The 16,607-nt window shown below is 66.5% G+C and carries 17 protein-coding genes; 10 read left to right on the top strand and 7 right to left on the bottom strand.

Annotated features, from left to right (window positions below):
• Window positions 1-31 precede the first annotated feature (31 nt).
• Window positions 32-721: a hypothetical protein gene (locus ASF98_RS06335; RefSeq protein WP_055799096.1), complete on the top strand. Its 690-nt coding sequence runs from the start codon at window positions 32-34 to the stop codon at window positions 719-721.
• A 118-nt stretch (window positions 722-839) separates the two neighbouring features.
• Window positions 840-2,123 (top strand): S8 family serine peptidase, encoded by a 1,284-nt coding sequence (locus ASF98_RS06330; protein WP_055799093.1) that lies wholly within the window; start codon window positions 840-842, stop codon window positions 2,121-2,123.
• Here the strand turns inward: ASF98_RS06330 and ASF98_RS06325 are convergent.
• The gene (locus ASF98_RS06325) at window positions 2,120-2,842 is read right to left on the bottom strand and encodes a hypothetical protein (protein WP_055799090.1); all 723 of its coding nucleotides are present in this window, start codon (window positions 2,840-2,842) and stop codon (window positions 2,120-2,122) included. The genes ASF98_RS06330 and ASF98_RS06325 overlap by 4 nt on opposite strands.
• 249 nt (window positions 2,843-3,091) lie before the next feature.
• Between ASF98_RS06325 and ASF98_RS06320 the strand changes: the two genes are divergently transcribed.
• Together ASF98_RS06320 and ASF98_RS06315 are read left to right on the top strand one after the other, a co-directional pair.
• Window positions 3,092-4,279 carry an FHA domain-containing protein gene (locus ASF98_RS06320; protein ID WP_162242325.1) on the top strand — a complete coding sequence of 396 codons (1,188 nt, stop codon included), beginning with the start codon at window positions 3,092-3,094 and terminating at the stop codon, window positions 4,277-4,279.
• 163 nt (window positions 4,280-4,442) lie between these two features.
• Complete coding sequence (locus ASF98_RS06315; RefSeq protein ID WP_003806113.1) at window positions 4,443-4,646, top strand: cold-shock protein; 204 nt, start codon at window positions 4,443-4,445, stop codon at window positions 4,644-4,646.
• A 111-nt stretch (window positions 4,647-4,757) separates the two neighbouring features.
• Here the strand turns inward: ASF98_RS06315 and ASF98_RS06310 are convergent, their stop codons facing one another.
• Together ASF98_RS06310 and ASF98_RS06305 are read right to left on the bottom strand one after the other, a co-directional pair.
• The gene (locus tag ASF98_RS06310; protein ID WP_055799083.1) at window positions 4,758-5,687 is read right to left on the bottom strand and encodes a patatin-like phospholipase family protein; all 930 of its coding nucleotides are present in this window, start codon (window positions 5,685-5,687) and stop codon (window positions 4,758-4,760) included.
• Window positions 5,688-5,899: 212 nt separating this feature from the next.
• Window positions 5,900-7,702 (bottom strand): SARP family transcriptional regulator, encoded by a 1,803-nt coding sequence (locus ASF98_RS06305; protein WP_235505630.1) that lies wholly within the window; start codon window positions 7,700-7,702, stop codon window positions 5,900-5,902.
• A gap of 118 nt (window positions 7,703-7,820) precedes the next feature.
• Here ASF98_RS06305 and ASF98_RS24520 point away from each other — a divergent pair, with 118 nt between their 5' ends.
• Window positions 7,821-7,982, top strand: coding sequence for a hypothetical protein (locus ASF98_RS24520; protein ID WP_200939319.1), 162 nt, complete (start codon window positions 7,821-7,823; stop codon window positions 7,980-7,982).
• A 118-nt stretch (window positions 7,983-8,100) separates the two neighbouring features.
• On the opposite strand, the gene ASF98_RS06300 is transcribed toward ASF98_RS24520, so the two are convergent.
• Window positions 8,101-8,445 (bottom strand): DUF6176 family protein, encoded by a 345-nt coding sequence (locus ASF98_RS06300; RefSeq protein WP_055799077.1) that lies wholly within the window; start codon window positions 8,443-8,445, stop codon window positions 8,101-8,103.
• Between the two features lie 142 nt (window positions 8,446-8,587).
• Window positions 8,588-8,893, bottom strand: a complete 306-nt coding sequence (locus ASF98_RS06295; protein ID WP_055799074.1) for a DUF1905 domain-containing protein — start codon at window positions 8,891-8,893, stop codon at window positions 8,588-8,590.
• 97 nt (window positions 8,894-8,990) lie between these two features.
• Here ASF98_RS06295 and ASF98_RS06290 point away from each other — a divergent pair, with 97 nt between their 5' ends.
• Complete coding sequence (locus ASF98_RS06290; protein WP_055799071.1) at window positions 8,991-10,622, top strand: alkaline phosphatase D family protein; 1,632 nt, start codon at window positions 8,991-8,993, stop codon at window positions 10,620-10,622.
• 24 nt (window positions 10,623-10,646) lie between these two features.
• Here the strand turns inward: ASF98_RS06290 and ASF98_RS06285 are convergent, their stop codons facing one another.
• Complete coding sequence (locus ASF98_RS06285; protein ID WP_055799068.1) at window positions 10,647-11,675, bottom strand: Gfo/Idh/MocA family oxidoreductase; 1,029 nt, start codon at window positions 11,673-11,675, stop codon at window positions 10,647-10,649.
• A gap of 291 nt (window positions 11,676-11,966) precedes the next feature.
• On the opposite strand from ASF98_RS06285, the gene ASF98_RS06280 reads away from it, so the two are divergent.
• The 3 genes from ASF98_RS06280 (at window position 11,967) to ASF98_RS06270 (ending at window position 13,746) form a co-directional block, all read left to right on the top strand.
• Window positions 11,967-12,461: a hypothetical protein gene (locus ASF98_RS06280; RefSeq protein WP_055799065.1), complete on the top strand. Its 495-nt coding sequence runs from the start codon at window positions 11,967-11,969 to the stop codon at window positions 12,459-12,461.
• A 191-nt stretch (window positions 12,462-12,652) separates the two neighbouring features.
• Window positions 12,653-12,919, top strand: a complete 267-nt coding sequence (locus ASF98_RS06275) for a hypothetical protein (RefSeq protein ID WP_055799062.1) — start codon at window positions 12,653-12,655, stop codon at window positions 12,917-12,919.
• A gap of 38 nt (window positions 12,920-12,957) precedes the next feature.
• Window positions 12,958-13,746, top strand: coding sequence for a hypothetical protein (locus ASF98_RS06270; RefSeq protein WP_055799059.1), 789 nt, complete (start codon window positions 12,958-12,960; stop codon window positions 13,744-13,746).
• Between the two features lie 33 nt (window positions 13,747-13,779).
• Here the strand turns inward: ASF98_RS06270 and ASF98_RS06265 are convergent, their stop codons facing one another.
• Window positions 13,780-15,024: a flavin-containing monooxygenase gene (locus ASF98_RS06265; protein ID WP_055799056.1), complete on the bottom strand. Its 1,245-nt coding sequence runs from the start codon at window positions 15,022-15,024 to the stop codon at window positions 13,780-13,782.
• Window positions 15,025-15,300: 276 nt separating this feature from the next.
• Between ASF98_RS06265 and ASF98_RS06260 the strand changes: the two genes are divergently transcribed.
• Window positions 15,301-16,056, top strand: a complete 756-nt coding sequence (locus ASF98_RS06260; RefSeq protein ID WP_055799053.1) for a ZIP family metal transporter — start codon at window positions 15,301-15,303, stop codon at window positions 16,054-16,056.
• Window positions 16,057-16,607: the final 551 nt, after the last annotated feature.

The following is a 16,607-nucleotide window of genomic DNA, read 5'->3' as shown; positions in this document are numbered from 1 at the left end:
AAAATGCTGGGCCCGCACAAAAGGGGGCATCATGACCAGGCCCAGGCTTACGGCATTCAGCGTTCTCGGGCTCTGCACCCTGTTCTCGCTCTCGGCATGTTTCGGCCCGCCGACCCCGGCGCCCACAAGCAGCTCCGCCGCCCCGACCGCGACGTCGACCACGACAGCGAGTCCGTCCGCGTCGCCCACGACAGCGAGCCCGTCCACGGCCAGCCCGTCGGTCACCACGACTCCTACAGCGGCTGCCCCGCCGTCGTCCACCCCCGCGAGCCCGCCGGCCGCGCAGGAACCAACACCCACCGGCCTCCCCGAGCAGGAGGCCCCGCTGACCATCTATTACGTGGCCATCGACGATAATGGCATTTCCGGGCCAAGGATCGGCTGCGGCGACAGCCTCGTCGCCACGACCACGGCCCCGGTTCGCTTCACGGACCAGGTGGGCCCCAGCATCGGGACCCTGCTCGCGAACAAGAACCGCGACGTCGGACTGTCAGGGCTCGTGAACGTCCTGTACCAGTCGAACCTCAGCTACGTCGGCGGCGAGCTGGAGGGCAGCACGATCACCATCTACCTCACCGGGCAGTTCATGCTGGGCGGCGTGTGCGACATCCCGCGTGCCAAGGCACAGCTGGAGTACACCGCCATGGCCGCGGCCGGGGCGACGAGCGCCCGAGTGTTCGTCAACGGCCGCCCGATCGACGAGGTGCTCAGCCTCAAATAGTGCACCTGTGGGCCGACGTGCACGCGCACTTGCGCGGTGATGAAACGGCCGGAAACCGACCATTGTGAATTGCCAAAAGGCACTATCCAGTGGGCGAATTCTGCCGCAAGATAACTGAATGAAAAAGATCCTGGTAGCCGGTGTCGCAGCAGTAATCATGGGCCTCAGCGGAATTGCCGCATCGGTCCCGGGCAACGCGGCTTCGGAGCCGTCACATATCGCGGGACAAATCATGGTTAAATTCCGCGACAATGGCGCGGCAGCCGGCGTTCTTCGCCAGCATGGGCTCAAGGAGGGCGCCGGTATCGGCAGCACCGGCGCTCAGCTCATCAAAGTGCCGGCTGGCAAGGAATTGAACCTTGTCGAAGCCCTAAGCCGGAACCCGGCAGTTGAGTACGCCGAGCCGGACGAGCTCGTTACTGCCGCGACCGATGACCCCTATTTCCCCCGCCAATATGCCCTGCAAAACGACGGCCAATCATTTACCAACACGCTCAGCACGATGACTGTGGCCGCGGGTGACAAAGACGCCGATGTGGACGCCGTCGAAGCATGGAGCGTCACGACCGGCGGCGGCACCAGGGTTGCAATTGTCGACTCAGGCGTGGCAATCGACCACGAGGACATTTCGCAGAAGGTCGTTGCGCGGACCAATTTCAGCGACACGAAAATCGATAACCCTGAGGACTACGACAAATACGGCCACGGCACCCACGTCGCCGGCATCGTTGCTGCCGCCTACAAGAACAATATGGGCGTCGCAGGCGTGTGCCCGGGGTGCACCATCCTGGACGCCAAAGTTCTCAACGACAACGGGTCCGGTTCCAGCTCAGCCATTGCCAAGGGCATCGACTGGGCGGTGGCCAATGGTGCCAAGGTGATCAACATGAGCCTTGGACAGCGCGTCTCTTCACGCACGCTCGAGACGGCCGTCAACAACGCCTGGAATCGGGGTGTGGTGCTGGTGGCCGCGGCCGGCAACGCCGGTACTCCGGCCCAGATCTACCCGGGCGCCTACCCCAACGTTATTGCAGTCGCTGCAACGGATAACAGGGACGACAAGGCATCTTTCTCAAGCTACGGTGCCAAGTGGGTGGATATCGCGGCGCCGGGTGTCAATGTCTACTCGACCTTCCCGTTCCACCCCTTCGTCCTGGGTACGCAGAACGGCCGGTCCATGGGCTATGACATCGCCAGCGGCACCTCAATGGCCTCGCCGATTGTGGCTGCGACTGCCGCACTTGTCTGGAGCTCTCAGGCCGGCCCTACTAACGCATCCGTCCGCGCCAAGGTCCAATCAACCGCCGAAAGAAAGGCTGGAACTGAAACCTTCTGGGCGAACGGTCGGGTGAACGCCTGCAAGGCCGTCACTGTGCCCTTAGTTGCTGGAAGCTGCCCTTAGGGCTCCACGACGGCGGCATGGCCGCCGTCGTACGTCCCTTCAGCGCGTTGCTTGATGCCGCGCAGCATGCCGACTTCCATGTAGTGGTGCAGCGGGTCGCCGATGAAGAAGTCCATGCCGCGGGCCAGCAGCATTGCGCCGGGCACACGATGAAGGGCGAACGCGATGGCCTTGGTCAGCGCCGGGGCATCGGCCGCGGCACCCTGAGCCGCAGCACTGATGTAACCCATCCCTCGGCACCGAACAATCAAGCGGGTGCGGTTTCCCGGGAGAGGACGCAGTACGAACGCTTCTCCCGCTACGAGGTGCCGGTTGGGCTCGATCTCCGCCACGGTCGCGTAGACGCCACCGCCGTACGGCACCAGGTCGCCGACCTTGAGATCCTGCAGCTCCGGGTGAATCCGCGTCGCCGAGTGCTTTCCTTCGACGTACCGGGCGTGGAACATCGCCCGCTCCACGCGGTCGTGGGTGTACAAGCCGGCGCGGTAGATCCCCATTTGCACTAGCCACGGCCACACGCGCTCCGGCGGCACGTCGATGGTGATGGCCCGCGTGCTTTGGAACGCCGGACGGGGTACATGACCGTCACCGGGCAAGGGCTCAACGGCTTCCTCACCCTGCGTCCCCCAGCGCAGCATGGCCGGACGCCACACCAGATAGGCCGCAACCTTGGCGCCCAGTGCTCCTCCCAGAATCAGCAACTTCGTGCGATTTACCATCCCGCTCACCTGCCTCGTGGTAGCAGCCGCCATACTCACAGCCTCCGCGTGGTCCCGCGGCCGGGGAAGTGCCGAAAGTCCCCGCCACCCGCCGTCGCGAACCGCCGTCGCCACCCGCCGTCGTGATCGGCTTTTCATTCTTGTCAGCCCCACGCGCCGCGAGGAGACTTGCTTTATGCCGTCCGCTAGCGCCGGGGGCGGTTTTTCACCTTTCGGGGGCCGGCGCCCTCCTGGCTGGTCGGGGAAGTCGTGGATGCATCGGGGTTGCGGGACGAGTTTGTGGTCGTCAACGGCGAGGCGGCGGGACGTCGGATCCGCATTCCGCACGGCACAACCACCATCGGCAGCGGCGAAGGCTCACGGCTGCGCCTGCCGGCGTCCGGAGTCAGCCGCCGCCACGCTGAACTGACTTCCCTGGACGGCCGGACAATCCTTACCGACCAGCAGTCGCGCAACGGCACCTGGGTCAACGGCCATGAGATCACCTCGCCCACAGAGCTCGCCGACGGCGATGAGGTCGGGATCGGTCAGATGCTGCTCCGCTTTGTTGAAGGGACGTACGACGGCGGCGGCTCACCTCCCGAAGCGGCGGGCAGCCGGGAGGGGCGTCGGCCCGCCCCGGCCGCTGCCCGGAAGAAAGGCCTCGGCGCGGCGCTGCTCTTCGCGGCGGCGATCAATGTGGTGGGACTGATCGGCAATAGCCTGACCGCGTTCCTGACCGAGCTGACACCGACGTGGACGTGGTTCGTCACCCCGGCCATGGGCCTTGCTGTCGCCCTAGGCGGCGAGGCGCTCGATTACCTCAAAGACAAGCCACAGCCGGCGCCCAAGCGGGCGAAGCCGCAGTATCGCCCGTCGAGCCTCGGACAGCCGGCAAGACCTGCACGCCCGTTGAAGCCGGGGCACCCGGAGGCCGCGCCGCGTACGCGTTCCCGTCCAGTTATCGCCACGGTGCTGGTGACCTTGCTCCTGCTTGGTGGCGGCGGATGGCTGCTGGCAGCAGGAGCGAGCTACGCCGTCGGATACTTCTCAGGGAACGAGGAAGGCACCCAGCGGCTGGCACGCCAGGTGGTGACGGAAGCGCAGGGCGTCACTGTGACCGTGCTCGGCGTCCAGAGCACTGCCCACTTCACCCGGGTGGAAATCCACGTGCGTAACGGGACCAGTAGCTCCATGTCGCTGCCCCTCTTCCATAACGCCATTCTCACCGGCCCGGACGGGACGACGTTCGACGCCGATGCCTTCCGCAGCAGCTGGCAGCCCGAAATACCGCCCGGGGGACAGCGCAAGGGGACCATCAACTTCGAGAGCCAGCTGCCTGACACGGGCGGCACGGTGTCCCTCAGCTTCGTGACGGTGTTCATGCAGGGGTTCGACGGGCCGCGGTCGATCACCGTCCAGGACATCCCGCTGATGCCGGTGGTAAAGCCGCTCTGAAAACCCGTGTACAGTAGAGACCGTTGTTGTGTTTGTATTTGGTAGTTCAGGCAGTACGCGGGGTCGAAAGTCCTCGTTCTTCTGAAGTAGCGGTTTTGAACACCCCACACCGGAGGACCCGAAAGTCGGGACAGTTCCTCCACCTTCACGAAGGACATAAATAATGGCTACTGGTACCGTCAAATGGTTTAACGCTGAAAAGGGCTTCGGCTTCATTTCCCCCGATGACTCCTCACAGGACGTTTTCGCACACTACTCTGCGATCAACTCCTCCGGCTTCCGCTCCCTCGAAGAGAACCAGAAGGTCTCCTTCGAAACCGAGCAGGGCCCCAAGGGTCCCCAGGCTGTAAACATCCAGGCTATCTAATTTCTTAGATACCCGGGACCGTTTAGGTTTCATAAAGCAGGGCCTGCCATTCATTTGGCAGGCCCTGCTTTTGTTTAAGTTGTTCTTGTGGGCCGGCTGACTGCTACAGCGTCAGCGCCAGAATTCGGTGAGGTGCCCGGCAAGGGCGCTGCCCTGCTCGTAACCGGCCCGAGCGGCGGCCGGACGCAGGGACAGATCCATCGCATTGGCACCGAACAGGTGCCCGGAGTCGGTATCCGGGAAGATCGTTTCGACTCGGCTTCCGCGTGCGCGTAGTTCGTCGACCTGTGTTGCGAGATGCATGCCCCAGTCCACCGGCGTCCGTGATCTGCCGCCGAAGGGTGACAGGACCAGCACCCGTGCGTATCCGGCTGCCAGATCGGCATTGTCGGCGTTGGACCGGTAGCCGCCGTCGATGTATCCGTTGTGCCCGATCCTGTAGGCGAAGCCACTGGCACAGCTGGCGGCGACGGCGTCCACCAGGTCGACTCCGCTGTGGCGGTCGAACACCACCGGTTCACCGGTATTGGCATCGACCGCCGTGATGAGCACCGTTCGCTCGGGCCAGCGCTGGCTGGGCAGCCGGGTGGCGACGGTGTCGCGCCACCGCGTTTGCCCTGAACCGTCCGACGCCGCATCCAACTCGAGCGCCGCCGCACCCATTCTGCGGCGCATGTCGGCCGCATCCTCGGCGGCGGCGATGATGCGGCTTGTTCTCTGCATATGGTTTGCCGCTGACCCGGTGCGGACGCGTCCGCCGTCGGATCCTGCCGGGGCAGTCCGTTGCCGGGGTTCGGCGGAAAGGATGCTGGCAAGCAGTTGAATGGGGCTCGCGCCGGTTATCTGGGCTGCAGCCGTCGACCCGGCCGAGGTGCCGATGATCAGATCGGCCTCGGTCACATCCAGCCCGGCATCGTAGAGGCCGGCGATGACGCCGATCAGCCAGGCGTTGCCTGTCGATCCGCCGCCACCGAGGACCAACGCCCGCTCGCCGGCGCTCGTTGCAGCGGAGTTCAGAGGGGAAGAAGGTGTTGTGTTCATGGGAGTCGCCCTTTCGCGAATTGCCTGTTGGGCGCTCCCGGCGGCGACTACCTCAGTCGCGCGATCGTGGACTGCGGGGGAGCGCCCACTATGGATACTGCGTTCATGGGACTCACCTCCTGCCGAAAGATCACGATCTCCCGAAAGCTACCACGCCCGCGACCCGGTGCGCCACCGGTATCTTGGGTGCCTCCTGCAAGCACAGGGCAGGCTCAACCGCCGTGCCTTTGCATGAGGAACGCATCGAGCGCAGGATTCCCGATTTCCTTCGCCAGCCACGGCACAGCCTGCGCCGCGGCCTCATCACCCAGCACCGCCCGGTGGGACTGCGCCCGCACCGCAAACTCCCGCATTCCGCTGCGGCCGGCCAGCTCGGCGAGCTTCTCCACGAACTTCGACGCCCGCGGCGAGCCCATTGCTATGGCAACCTCCGCTGCCGTATCCAGCAGCCGGGCCGTGTACCAGATGTACCACGGCTTGGGCTCAAGCCCCCGGTCTATCCAGTGCTCGGCTGCGGCGAGATCGCCGTGCGTCAGGAACAGCCGGGCCTCTGCGCCAGCAGCGAGGGCCATATAGCAGTGGTCGCCGGCCAGGTCCGCCATCACCCAGGACCGGTCGATCATGGCTGCGGCTTCCTCCAGCTTTCCGGCAGCCAGGTAGGTCTCACCGCGTACTCCGTCGACGAACGGCTCGAATGCCGTCCAGTGCTCCTCCGCAATCCAAATCAGTGCCCGGTCCAGGGAAGCAGCCGCCTTGTCCAAGTCACCGCGGAGCAGGTGCACCCTGCCAAGCAGCGCCTCGCTGAACGCCTGCTGCCGGCGGTTCGCGACCGCCCTGGCCAGCCGTCCGGATTCGGTCAGCGCCGTCACGGCATCCTCGTACCTCGCTGTATCCGAGGCCAGCATCCCCTGGATCGCCAGGACCCTCGCCTGTTCGTCCGGGAATCCCTCAGCCGCCCGCAGCGCCCGGTCCAGCCACCCGGCCGCACGGTCCGGGACACCGCGCTGCACGGACAAGTAGCCCAGCTCGCGGTACGCCGCAGCGGCAGTCCGGGAGGCGCCGTCGGGCCCTTCCGCCTGCAGGGCGCGGTGCAGGAAATCCGCCACCTCCGCGCCGCGCCCGCCCGCCTGGTGGATCAGGGCCCCGGACAGGGTCACGAGGGACTCGGCGACCAAATGGGCGTCGCCCGTGCGCTGGGCGAGCACCACCGCGAGCCTCAGCTGATCGAGGCCCCGGTCCACGGCCCCCGCCCAGAGTGACGCGCCGCCGGCGTCGAGATAGGACCGCACCGTCGCTGCGGTGGCCGGCATCCCGGGGTCCGCCTCCGGAGCCGCATCGGACAGCGCCCGCCGGATTTCCGCGGGCAGCGGCAGCCCAAGCTCCTCGCGGTAGAGGTTGCCGCATTTGGTGACGTGCTCGCGGGCACGGCGGTGCTCGCCGAGGGCCACGAGCGCCTTGACGAGGACGGCGTTGCAGTCCGCGTGGAAGGGATCGCGGTGCAGGGCCAGCGTTGCCAGCTCCGCCGCCTGGCCGGGAGCGCCCGTAGCCAGGGCCGCCAGCGCTGCCTCGTACAGCAGGGACTGGACGACGTTGTCCAGACGGTAGCGCTGGTCCGCCAGCCAGGAATCAAAGACCGGGGAATCGGCGAAGGACAGCCCTTCCAGCAGCTGGCCGCCGAAGCGTCGCGGATCAATGCCCGGAACTCCGGCCGAATCGACCACTTCCAATGCGTCGCAGCGCCACGGCGGCTGAAGGGTCAGGCGCAGGGGATCGCCCGCAACCGTCACGCCGTCGAGCGCCCGGCGCAGCTCGGACAGGTTCCAGCGCAGGGCGCCGAGGGGATCCTCGGCATCAGGGAACAGCAGCGATGCCGTGCGGGAGCGGCCGGTGCCGTCCGCCTGCAACGCGAGATAGGCCAGCACTGCCCAGGCCTTGCGGCCTCTGGGCTGCATGGGAGTTGCGCCGGGGGTCTCGATCGCGGGCGGACCGAGGAGCCGAATCCAATTCTCGGCCATACGGCTCATGGTACGCCGCGGGCTCTCCGGCGTCTGCGGGGCTCACACGTTTGCTCACACGCCTGCCGGACACACTGAAATCACCCTATCCGCACACACTCACTCGAGGTGCAACACCATGGAACTGCTCGGCATCCTGCTTCTTGGACTCTGGGTTCTTAGCGTTACCGTCCGCGCCGTCCTGACCGACGGCCGGGGTCACCTGCCCGACATCCGTTCCACTGCGCCGTGGACGGCGGGCAACCTTCCCAGTGCGCCATACGCATCGCCGCGGATCTAGCCGGGTCCGGCAGCTTTAACCACCCAGAAAAGTACGACGGCGGGAGGCTGGCAATCGCTGCCGGCATCCCGCCGTCGTGCGCTGCTTCCCGCGTTCGCTGCTTCCGACCTTCGCGGCGTCAGCCCTTGTAATCGTAAGCAAGCGACGCAGGGAGGGGGCCCTGCAGCATCTCAGCAGTGATGCCGTGGATTGCCTGGATCTTCTCCCCGAACCATTGATCGTGCGGATCGTCCGAGTTTGCGGCGGTCTGGAAGGACTTGGCCAGATCCTCGGCTTCGTGGAACAGGCAGGCAAAGTCCCCCTGCGGGGTCTGCATGAGGCTGACAACTTCCCGGGTCAGGCCCATCCGCTCGCGGGAACGCCGGTGTTCCTCCTTGCGGGGGCCTTCAATCTCCTCGATGAGCGACTTCCACTCGTCCAGTTTCCCGGGCAGAATCGGCGCGAACCAGGTGATGCATTCCATGACATGTCCTTCCACGCAGTTGCTTCAGCACTGATGCGGCGGGTAGTCCGACCGTGGCTGTGCACCTGCATGGTAGTCCTGCAGAAAGGCGCGGGATAGGGCCTTTTGGCGAGTGACCGACTGCCGCCGCCTGGCAGTAAGATCAGCCCTCGAGCACCAAGACCAGCTCCACGTCCACGTCGTCTCCGGCGAGGATGCCGGCCGCCGTCCGGATGGCCTTCTTGACCGGGAGGACGTACGAGCGGCTCTTGCTCTCCGGGAAGATCGACGTGGACCAGCTGTTGCCCGCGATGGATGCTGTGACCTTCACTGAGCCGAATCCCTTGCGGAAGGGAGCGGCCTCGTCACTGATTTCGTCCGCCAGGTCCTGTGGCAGTGTGATGAAATGCCACCCGGCTTCCTCCGGATAGTGCCACAGCTCGCCACGAAACGAATATGTCGCCGTCACGTCTTGAGTATGGCACCGGCTGCGGTTTCGGCAAGCTCCACGGGCGGTTCACACCCCCGCCACCACCAATTCACCCGCCCCGGCAACGATAAGCAGCATGACTGCTTTCACCCGCCGAAATGTCCTCAAAGGTGCCCTTGCCGCCGCAGGAGCTGCCGCCGTCGTGCCCGTGGTTTCGACAAGCTCAACCACCGCCGCCCATGCCGGCGTCGCGCTGGTCCGCAACCGCCTGACCCTCCCGTCCGGAATCGCCACCGGCGATGTGACCGCCGATTCCGGCGTGCTGTGGTCCCGGGCGTCGGGCCCCGGCTGGCTGGTGGCCAACCTGCTCGCCGTGGACGAGGACGGTGTGCCGCTCCGTGGTGGCCGTGCCTTCCAGCGCGTGCTGCGGGGGAGCGCCGCCAGCGAGGCCACCGATTTCACCTCGCGGATCAATGCCGAGCATCTGCCGTCGGGCACCCGGTTCGCGCTGAGCCTGCACTTCGAGGACGCCGACGGCAACGCCGGCGAAACCGCGCAGGGCTCCTTTAGTACCGCGCCCGGAAACGGTCTGCTCAGCAGCGGCCGTGCACCCCGCAGGCAGAGCTTCGTCTGGACCGGCGACACCGCGGGCCAGGGCTGGGGCATCAACGAGGAGATCGGCGGCATGCGCGGCTACGCGGCCATGCACGCCACCGAACCGGACTTCTTCATCCACTCCGGCGACACCATCTACGCAGACGGCCCCATCGCCTCGCAGGTGACCGAGCCCGACGGGCAGATCTGGCGAAACCTCGTCACCGAGGAAGTGTCCAAGGTGGCCGAGACCCTCAACGAGTTCCGCGGCCGGCACCGCTACAACCTGATGGACCGCAACGTCCGTGCGATGTACGCGGAGGTGCCGGTGATCGCCCAGTGGGACGACCACGAAACCCACAACAACTGGTACCCCGGGGAGATCATCACCGACGCCCGCTACACCGAACGCCGCATTGACGTCCTCGCCGCGCGCGGCCGCCAGGCCTGGCAGGAATACCAGCCAATCTCCGGGCTCAGCACCCGGATCGGCGACGGCAGCACGGGATTCGAACCGGCGCGCATCTACCGCAAGATCTCCCGCGGCCCGCAGCTGGACGTCTTCTGCCTGGACATGCGCACCTTCAAGGACCCCAACACCGACGGCAAGGAAACGCACCTCACCCACATCCTGGGCCAGGAGCAGGCCGACTGGCTCATCAGCGAGGTCAGCAAGTCCAAGGCAACCTGGAAGGTCATCTCCGCCGACCTTCCGCTGGGACTGATCGTCCCCGACGGCCCGGTGAACCAGGAGTCCCTGGCCAACCGCGACGCCGGCGCCCCCTTGGGCAAGGAGCTCGAGATCGCGGGAGTGCTCTCCGCGTTGAAGCGCAACCGGGTTAAAAACGTGGTGTGGCTGACGGCGGACGTCCACTACTGCGCCGCCCACTACTACTCGCCCGAGCGAGCAGGCTTCACCGACTTCGACCCCTTCTGGGAATTCGTGGCCGGCCCCATCAACGCCGGCAGCTTCGGCCCCGGCGAACTGGACGGCACCTTCGGCCCCGAGAGAGTGTTCTATAAGACCGGCGCCTACGCCAACCAGTCACCTCGCACGGGCGAAAACCAGTTCTTCGGCCACGTGGACCTTAACGAGGACGACGTCTTCACCGTCAGCCTCCGCAACGCCAACGGCACTGTCCTCTGGAGCCAGGAGCTGCAGCCGAAACGGTGACGGTGTGGTTCCGAAGGGGGGCGGTCAGTCCGCGATGTCCACCGAACGCCCCTCTGCGTCGCTGAGCCGGGCGGCGTCCAGGACCTCGAGCGTGTGGACAGCCTCGGTACCCGGGACAGGCTCGGGTCCCTTACCGGCAACGGCCAGCGCGAACTGCTCGTAGTAGTGGTGATACGCGCCCTGCTCGGACGGCACGCGGACCTGGCCCGCCGCCGTCGTAAGCGTTCCCCAGCGGCTCTCCTCTTCGTAACCCCACGCGGCGGGATCGTCCGCCGGGCGTTTGCCGGCTATTGCCGCGAGGGCCTGGACATCGGACTGCTGGGACACGTAGCTTCCCTCGGAGCCGAGCAGCCGCAGTTCCCGCGCGACCAGCCGGTTGCTCTTGGTGGCGGAAACGTGGGACTTCACGCCGCTCCGGTGCGCGATGGTCACGAAGAAACCCGAGTCGGTGCGTCCGGCGTCCAGGTCCACCCAGTCGAGCGTGGCGTAGACGCTGGCGGCCGGGCCGAAGAGCCACAGCGCCTGGTCCACCAGGTGGCTGCCGAGGTCGCGCAGCAGTCCGCCCGCGGGGCCGGCTTCGAGGGTGTCCGGCTGGTCGAGGTCGAAGCGGGACTCGAAGCGTGCCACCTTGCCCACTGAGCCGGAGTCCAACACGGAGCGAAGGGTCCGGATGTCCGTGTCCCAGCGGCGGTTGTGGAACACATTGAGGATCACGCCGGCGTCCGCGGCTGCCTTCACCAGTTCGCGCCCCACCTCGGCGTTCGGGGCGAAGGGCTTGTCCGCCACGACGTGCACACCGGCCGCAACCGCCTCGAGCACCAGCTCGCGGCGCGTCTCCGGGGGCGTGGTGATGACTACGGCGTCCACGCCGGCGGACAGCAGTTCGGTGAGGGAATCGTAGAGTGGCACGTCCGGGTACTCCTCCGCGGCCTGCGCGCGGCGGGCGGGGGAGCGGGTCACGATGCCCGCCAGTTCCACCCCGTCAGCGGCCGTGATGAACGGGGCGTGGAAGTACCGCCCGCCGAAGCCGAATCCAACGAGTCCAAGTTTCACAAGATCTCCTTCGTCCCCGTGAGGGTGTTTATTAGCGCATGACGCAGTTTGTCCTTATGTTAGAACAAACTTCCTTGGGTTGGGAAGGGTCCGAATCTCAGGCAGGCGGGCTTTTCCGTACCGGCGAGTAGAAACCGTGCTAGCACGGAAGTGCGGGAGGGGTGCCCGGATTCACTATGGATACATCGGAACGCGCGGGAAATACCGGCGGAACCGACGCCTCAATCCAAGCCCCGAATCAACGGGCAGCACGCCTCATCCACTCGCATCATTCCCCTCAGGAGCACCTTCATGTCCGACGCACCAACCACCATGAAGTCCCACACCGCCCGCCGCAAGGTGGCCCTGCTGACCGCCATCGGACTCGGGGCGGTGGCGGCACCGTTCGCCCTGGCTGCCCCGGCCCAGGCAGCCGGCACGAACTATGCCTGCTCGGTTACGCCGCTCCGGCCCGTGTTCGCCGGCCACAACTCCGCCGGCGTGAAGCTGGTGGACTACCAGATCCAGGTCCGCTGCAGCACGGACCGCTACGTCAACATCACCCAGCAGCGCTGGGAGGAAGACGACTGGCCCAACGGCGACGACCACCTGGGCACCTCCACGTTCAGCCGCCACCTGAACCAGTACAGCGGAACCGTGACCATCCACAACGTCCGCACGCTGGTGGACGGCGAGATCGGCAACGAGGAGATCTACCAGAAGGTCAGCTTCCAGGAAGGCAGCAACGGCGTGTGGTCGCCGTACACCGGCTGGTACACCAGCGGCGTCACTTCAATGTCGAACTGACGCCGGTCCCGGGGGAGCTGCTGCGCCGGCTCCCCGCAACGCCCAAGGCCCGGTTCCCCCAACCGGGTCTTGGGTTCTTTAACCTGGCCGGCCGCTGCCGCCGTCGGGCCCTATTTGCTCTGGTAGGGCCCCGCCCCGCCCAAAAGTGCGGGACACTGGAAGTCACACCACCCACGAAAGCGGACCACACTTTGATCAATCTCCAGCAGGACGCCGACGGCTTCATCAGGATGAACCGGCACTTCCCGGAAAAAGTCCGGATCGCCGTCACCTTTGCCGACGGCACCACGGAGGAACTCTCCGGCGGCAGGCTCAACAAGGCCTACGATGACGCCCTGGCCGAATTCCGCGCCCGGAACCACCTGGACGCGCGGGGATATTCGCGGTCGCCGAAGAAGAAAACCAGCTCGGGAAACAAGATCGAGTTTGTGCCCGTCCACCCCGGCATGGGCGACTGACTCCGGCAGCACGTTCCCGGATCGCGAGGAGGCAGCGCATGGAACCGAACGGAGGACCGGGCACCGGGCTGACGGACGCCGCCGGCGCCGGCCGGCTCGACCCGCTGCTGTACCCGTGGGATCCGCCCGAAGCCTCGGGCGTCATGGACCGCGACGGCTTCATGCCCCTTGACCTCACTGGCCTGGATGAAGCCCTCGCGGAGGCCAACGCGGCACCGCTGGACTCCCGCTTCCTTGTGGTCTCCATCGGCTCGAATGCCAGCGCCGACGTGATGCGCCGGAAGTTCGCCGCCTACCACCAGCCGGTCAGCCCGGTCCTGCCCCTGGTCCGCGGGCAGCTCAGCAACATCGCGGTGGGCCACTCCGCCCACGTGAGCAAGGCCGGCTACATCGCCGCCGCTCCCTACCCCCGGCCGGGGGAGTGCACCACCGTGTGGGTTTCGTGGCTGGACGAACTCCAGCTGCTGGCCCTGGACGAAACGGAGCCCAACTACCGGCGGATACAGCTCGACGGCGACACCTGTCCGCTCGCGCTTGACCAAGGCGGCCGTCCGGAGGACTTTTCGCTGTTCACCTCGCGCTGGGGCGTCCTGACCGATGGCGACGGCGGGACGTTTCCTTTCGTGGACCAGCCGGCCCTGTTCGGGCTGCTTGCCGGAAGCGGCACCGGGGAGCATCTGGAAGCGGGGCAATCGGTGTTCGACGGGCCGCCGGAACTCGTGGCCGAGCAGCTCGCCCTGCCGTCGGTCCAGGCGTGGGCCACGGAGTGGTTCAGCTCGGCCGGGCTGGCCGCGCCGGTGGACTTCGACGGGCTCTGCTCCGGATAACCCGCTTCTGCGATAACCCCGTCTGGGGCCGCGTCAGCGGGCGGCGATGTGTTCCGCAATGTACTTGGCGTCGCGGCCCACGCCGGCCACGATCGACGAACCGTGTCCGGTCAGCCAGGGCAGCCCCACGGCGTAGAGGCCCGGGTGCTCGGTGACCCCTCGCTGATGCCGCGGGTAGTTCCACTCGTCCAGCACCGGAATGTCCAGGATGCCGAAGTCCAGCCGGTAGCCGGTGGCCCAGATGACCGACATGATGTTCGCGGCATCCAGGTTCAGCCGCGCAGGTTCGGACGGCAGCCAGTCGTCCCTGTGCGGCGGGTCCGCTTCCGGTGCCGTGATCCCTGCAGCGGCGATGTAGGCATCGAACATCGGCCGCATGCGCTGGTAGAACGTGCGCTCAACAACGCCCAGGCGCTCCGGGAGGTCGTCGCTGAAGGCGAGTTCGCCGTCGTCGGCTGCTTCCAGGTGCCCGTGCAGCCGGACGCCCTGGCGGCCGAGGTCGCGCAGGTGGATGTCGTGGCCGCCATCGGCGCCGGAAACCAGCGGGTTGCACATGAATCGTGCGGCGGGGGAGGGCAGCTGCCCCACGGTGAGGCCGTTCAGTCCGTAATCGGGCCCGTGCTCGGCAAGGTGCATCATCCAGAAGAGGAGGTCCTGGCCGCGGTACCGGCGGGGCGCTTCCGGGCAGGTGGACACCGCCAGGTGGATTTCCCGGCCGACGGCGAGCAGTTCCTCGGCGATCTGCCCGCCCGACTGTCCGGTCCCCACGATCAGGACGGCGCCATCCGGCAACTGCTCCGGATTGCGGTAGCTGTCGGTGTGCAGCTGCACGATGTGGCCCGGGAACCGCGCAGAGAGCGCGGGGATTTTCGGTTTCTGGTAGCCGCCGGTGGCCAGCACCACGTTGCGCGCCCGCCAGGCTCCCTCGGTGGTCTCCACGCTGAAGCCGCCGTGCTCCGCCGGTGCAATGCGCGTGACGTCCGTGCCGGTCCGCACCGGCGCGCCGATGGTCGCCGCATATTGCCGCATGTATTCCACGACGTCCGCGCGCGGCATAAAGGCCTCCGGTGCTGGTCCGTCATAGGAACCGCCGGGCAGCGCGAGCGAAAAGTTCGGGGTGTTCAGGCAGAAGGCATCCCAGCGGTCCTGCCAGGCGCCGCCCAGGGCGGCACGCCGTTCCAGTAATAGATGTTCGACGCCGGTCCGGCCCAGCCAGTAGCTGGTGGCCAGGCCCGCCTGCCCGGCTCCGATAACAAGGGTGTCCAGCATCGGTCCCATGCAAAAACCATACGCCGGGCCGGGCAGGTTTCAAGGGGGTGCTGCTGGGGTTCGGAGCGGGCCGGCTGGAGGCTTGGCCGGCGTCTTGAGAGCGTCCGTCATGCCGGCGCCGCGAGCCGGCCGCCCGGCGTCGTGCGTAATTTTTCGGTGGGCACAGCGCCGCTGAACTCGTTTGCCACCGGAGTCTGCAACAATACTGGAGGTGTCCGGACGGCTCAGCGTCCGGCACTATCTGTTTTTGCAGCCCGGGCTCCGTGGCCGCGGAAGGTGGTACGCATGCCGATGTGGGCGCAGGCCATGTTCTGGGGAACGCTGGCGGGAGGCGCGCTGGTGCTGGGTTCCTGGCTGTCGTGGAAGTGGACCATCCCTCCGAAGCTGGTGTCCTCCATCATGGCCTTCGGCGCGGGCGTCCTCATCTCCGCTCTCGCGTTCGAGCTGGTGGACGAGGCAGTGGACGGCGGCGGGCTGTGGCCCACGGCGGCCGGATTCCTTGCCGGTGCCGTGGTGTACGTCAGCGCCAACGCCCTGCTGGCGCGCTCAGGTGCCAAGCACCGCAAACGGTCCAAAGGCCAGCAGCCCTCCGAGAAGGACAGCCCCGGCAGCGGCACGGCCATCGCCGTCGGCGCCCTCCTGGACGGCATTCCGGAGTCGGTGGTCCTCGGGCTGGGACTCATCACTGCCGGAACCGTCAGCCCCGCGATGCTGGCCGCCGTCTTCATCTCGAACGTGCCGGAAGGCCTGTCCAGCACCGCAGGCATGAAGAAGGCGGGCCGAAGCGCCGGGTATGTCTTCGGCGTCTGGGGCGGCATTGCCGTGCTCTGCGGCCTGGCGTCCCTGCTGGGCTACACAGCGCTGGAGAACGCTCCCGCCGAGGCCGTCGCATTCATTACCGCGGTGGCAGCCGGCGGCATCCTGGCCATGCTGGCCGACACCATGATCCCCGAGGCCTTCGAAGAGCACCACAACCTCACCGGCCTGGTGGCGTCCGTGGGTTTCCTCTCGGCGTTCACCATCCACCACGTCGGCGGCTAGGGGTAGACGCGTGGCCCGGTGTGACCCACTCCATAAAAGTCCGACGCCGGCCGCTTGGGTTTTTGGGGCGGCTAGTTGGGCGAAATTCGCCGCCGTTCCGGGGTTTTACGCCCGCCCCGCCCTGTTTGGGGGTGGATTTGTGTGGGGTGCTTCGGGCGTGTAAAGTAATTCGAGTCGCCGCCGCTGATGCGGAAAGATAGCGACCGACCCCCTTGTTGAACGGCCTGGAAAACGGCGCTTTTGTGGCGTGCGNGGCGTGTAAAGTAATTCGAGTCGCCGCCGCTGATGCGGAAAGATAGCGACCGACCCCCTTGTTGAACGGCCTGGAAAACGGCGCTTTTGTGGCGTGCGGAAACCGGGTGGGGATCCTTCCTGTGGTGCTTGTGGTTGGYGGAAACGCCGGTTTGCATAGTGGTCCGGGATCGGGTAAGTTTGGAAAGTTGCTCCGGAGCGATCCGCGACCAGAAGTTGGTTGTGGTGGTGCCGGGTGTGTCTGTTGTTTGAGAACTCAATAGTGTGCCAAGTTTGTTGATACCAATTTATTTATATGG

The sequence above is a fragment of the Arthrobacter sp. Leaf337 genome (genome assembly GCF_001423745.1).
Classification (GTDB): Bacteria; Actinomycetota; Actinomycetes; order Actinomycetales; family Micrococcaceae; genus Arthrobacter.
The sequence above is the reverse complement of the archived record's forward strand: the minus strand, read 5'-3'. Positions and strand labels throughout refer to the sequence as shown.

Coding starts and splice junctions, on each gene's coding strand:
- ASF98_RS06300 (WP_055799077.1), bottom strand. CDS start 8,445: ATGGAATGCATCACCTGGTTCGCGCCGATTCTGCCCGGGAAACTGGAC.
- ASF98_RS06265 (WP_055799056.1), bottom strand. CDS start 15,024: ATGGGACCGATGCTGGACACCCTTGTTATCGGAGCCGGGCAGGCGGGC.
- ASF98_RS06335 (WP_055799096.1), top strand. CDS start 32: ATGACCAGGCCCAGGCTTACGGCATTCAGCGTTCTCGGGCTCTGCACC.
- ASF98_RS06315 (WP_003806113.1), top strand. CDS start 4,443: ATGGCTACTGGTACCGTCAAATGGTTTAACGCTGAAAAGGGCTTCGGC.
- ASF98_RS06305 (WP_235505630.1), bottom strand. CDS start 7,702: ATGGCCGAGAATTGGATTCGGCTCCTCGGTCCGCCCGCGATCGAGACC.
- ASF98_RS24520 (WP_200939319.1), top strand. CDS start 7,821: ATGGAACTGCTCGGCATCCTGCTTCTTGGACTCTGGGTTCTTAGCGTT.
- ASF98_RS06270 (WP_055799059.1), top strand. CDS start 12,958: ATGGAACCGAACGGAGGACCGGGCACCGGGCTGACGGACGCCGCCGGC.
- ASF98_RS06330 (WP_055799093.1), top strand. CDS start 840: ATGAAAAAGATCCTGGTAGCCGGTGTCGCAGCAGTAATCATGGGCCTC.
- ASF98_RS06260 (WP_055799053.1), top strand. CDS start 15,301: ATGCCGATGTGGGCGCAGGCCATGTTCTGGGGAACGCTGGCGGGAGGC.
- ASF98_RS06310 (WP_055799083.1), bottom strand. CDS start 5,687: ATGAACACAACACCTTCTTCCCCTCTGAACTCCGCTGCAACGAGCGCC.
- ASF98_RS06280 (WP_055799065.1), top strand. CDS start 11,967: ATGTCCGACGCACCAACCACCATGAAGTCCCACACCGCCCGCCGCAAG.
- ASF98_RS06290 (WP_055799071.1), top strand. CDS start 8,991: ATGACTGCTTTCACCCGCCGAAATGTCCTCAAAGGTGCCCTTGCCGCC.
- ASF98_RS06325 (WP_055799090.1), bottom strand. CDS start 2,842: ATGGTAAATCGCACGAAGTTGCTGATTCTGGGAGGAGCACTGGGCGCC.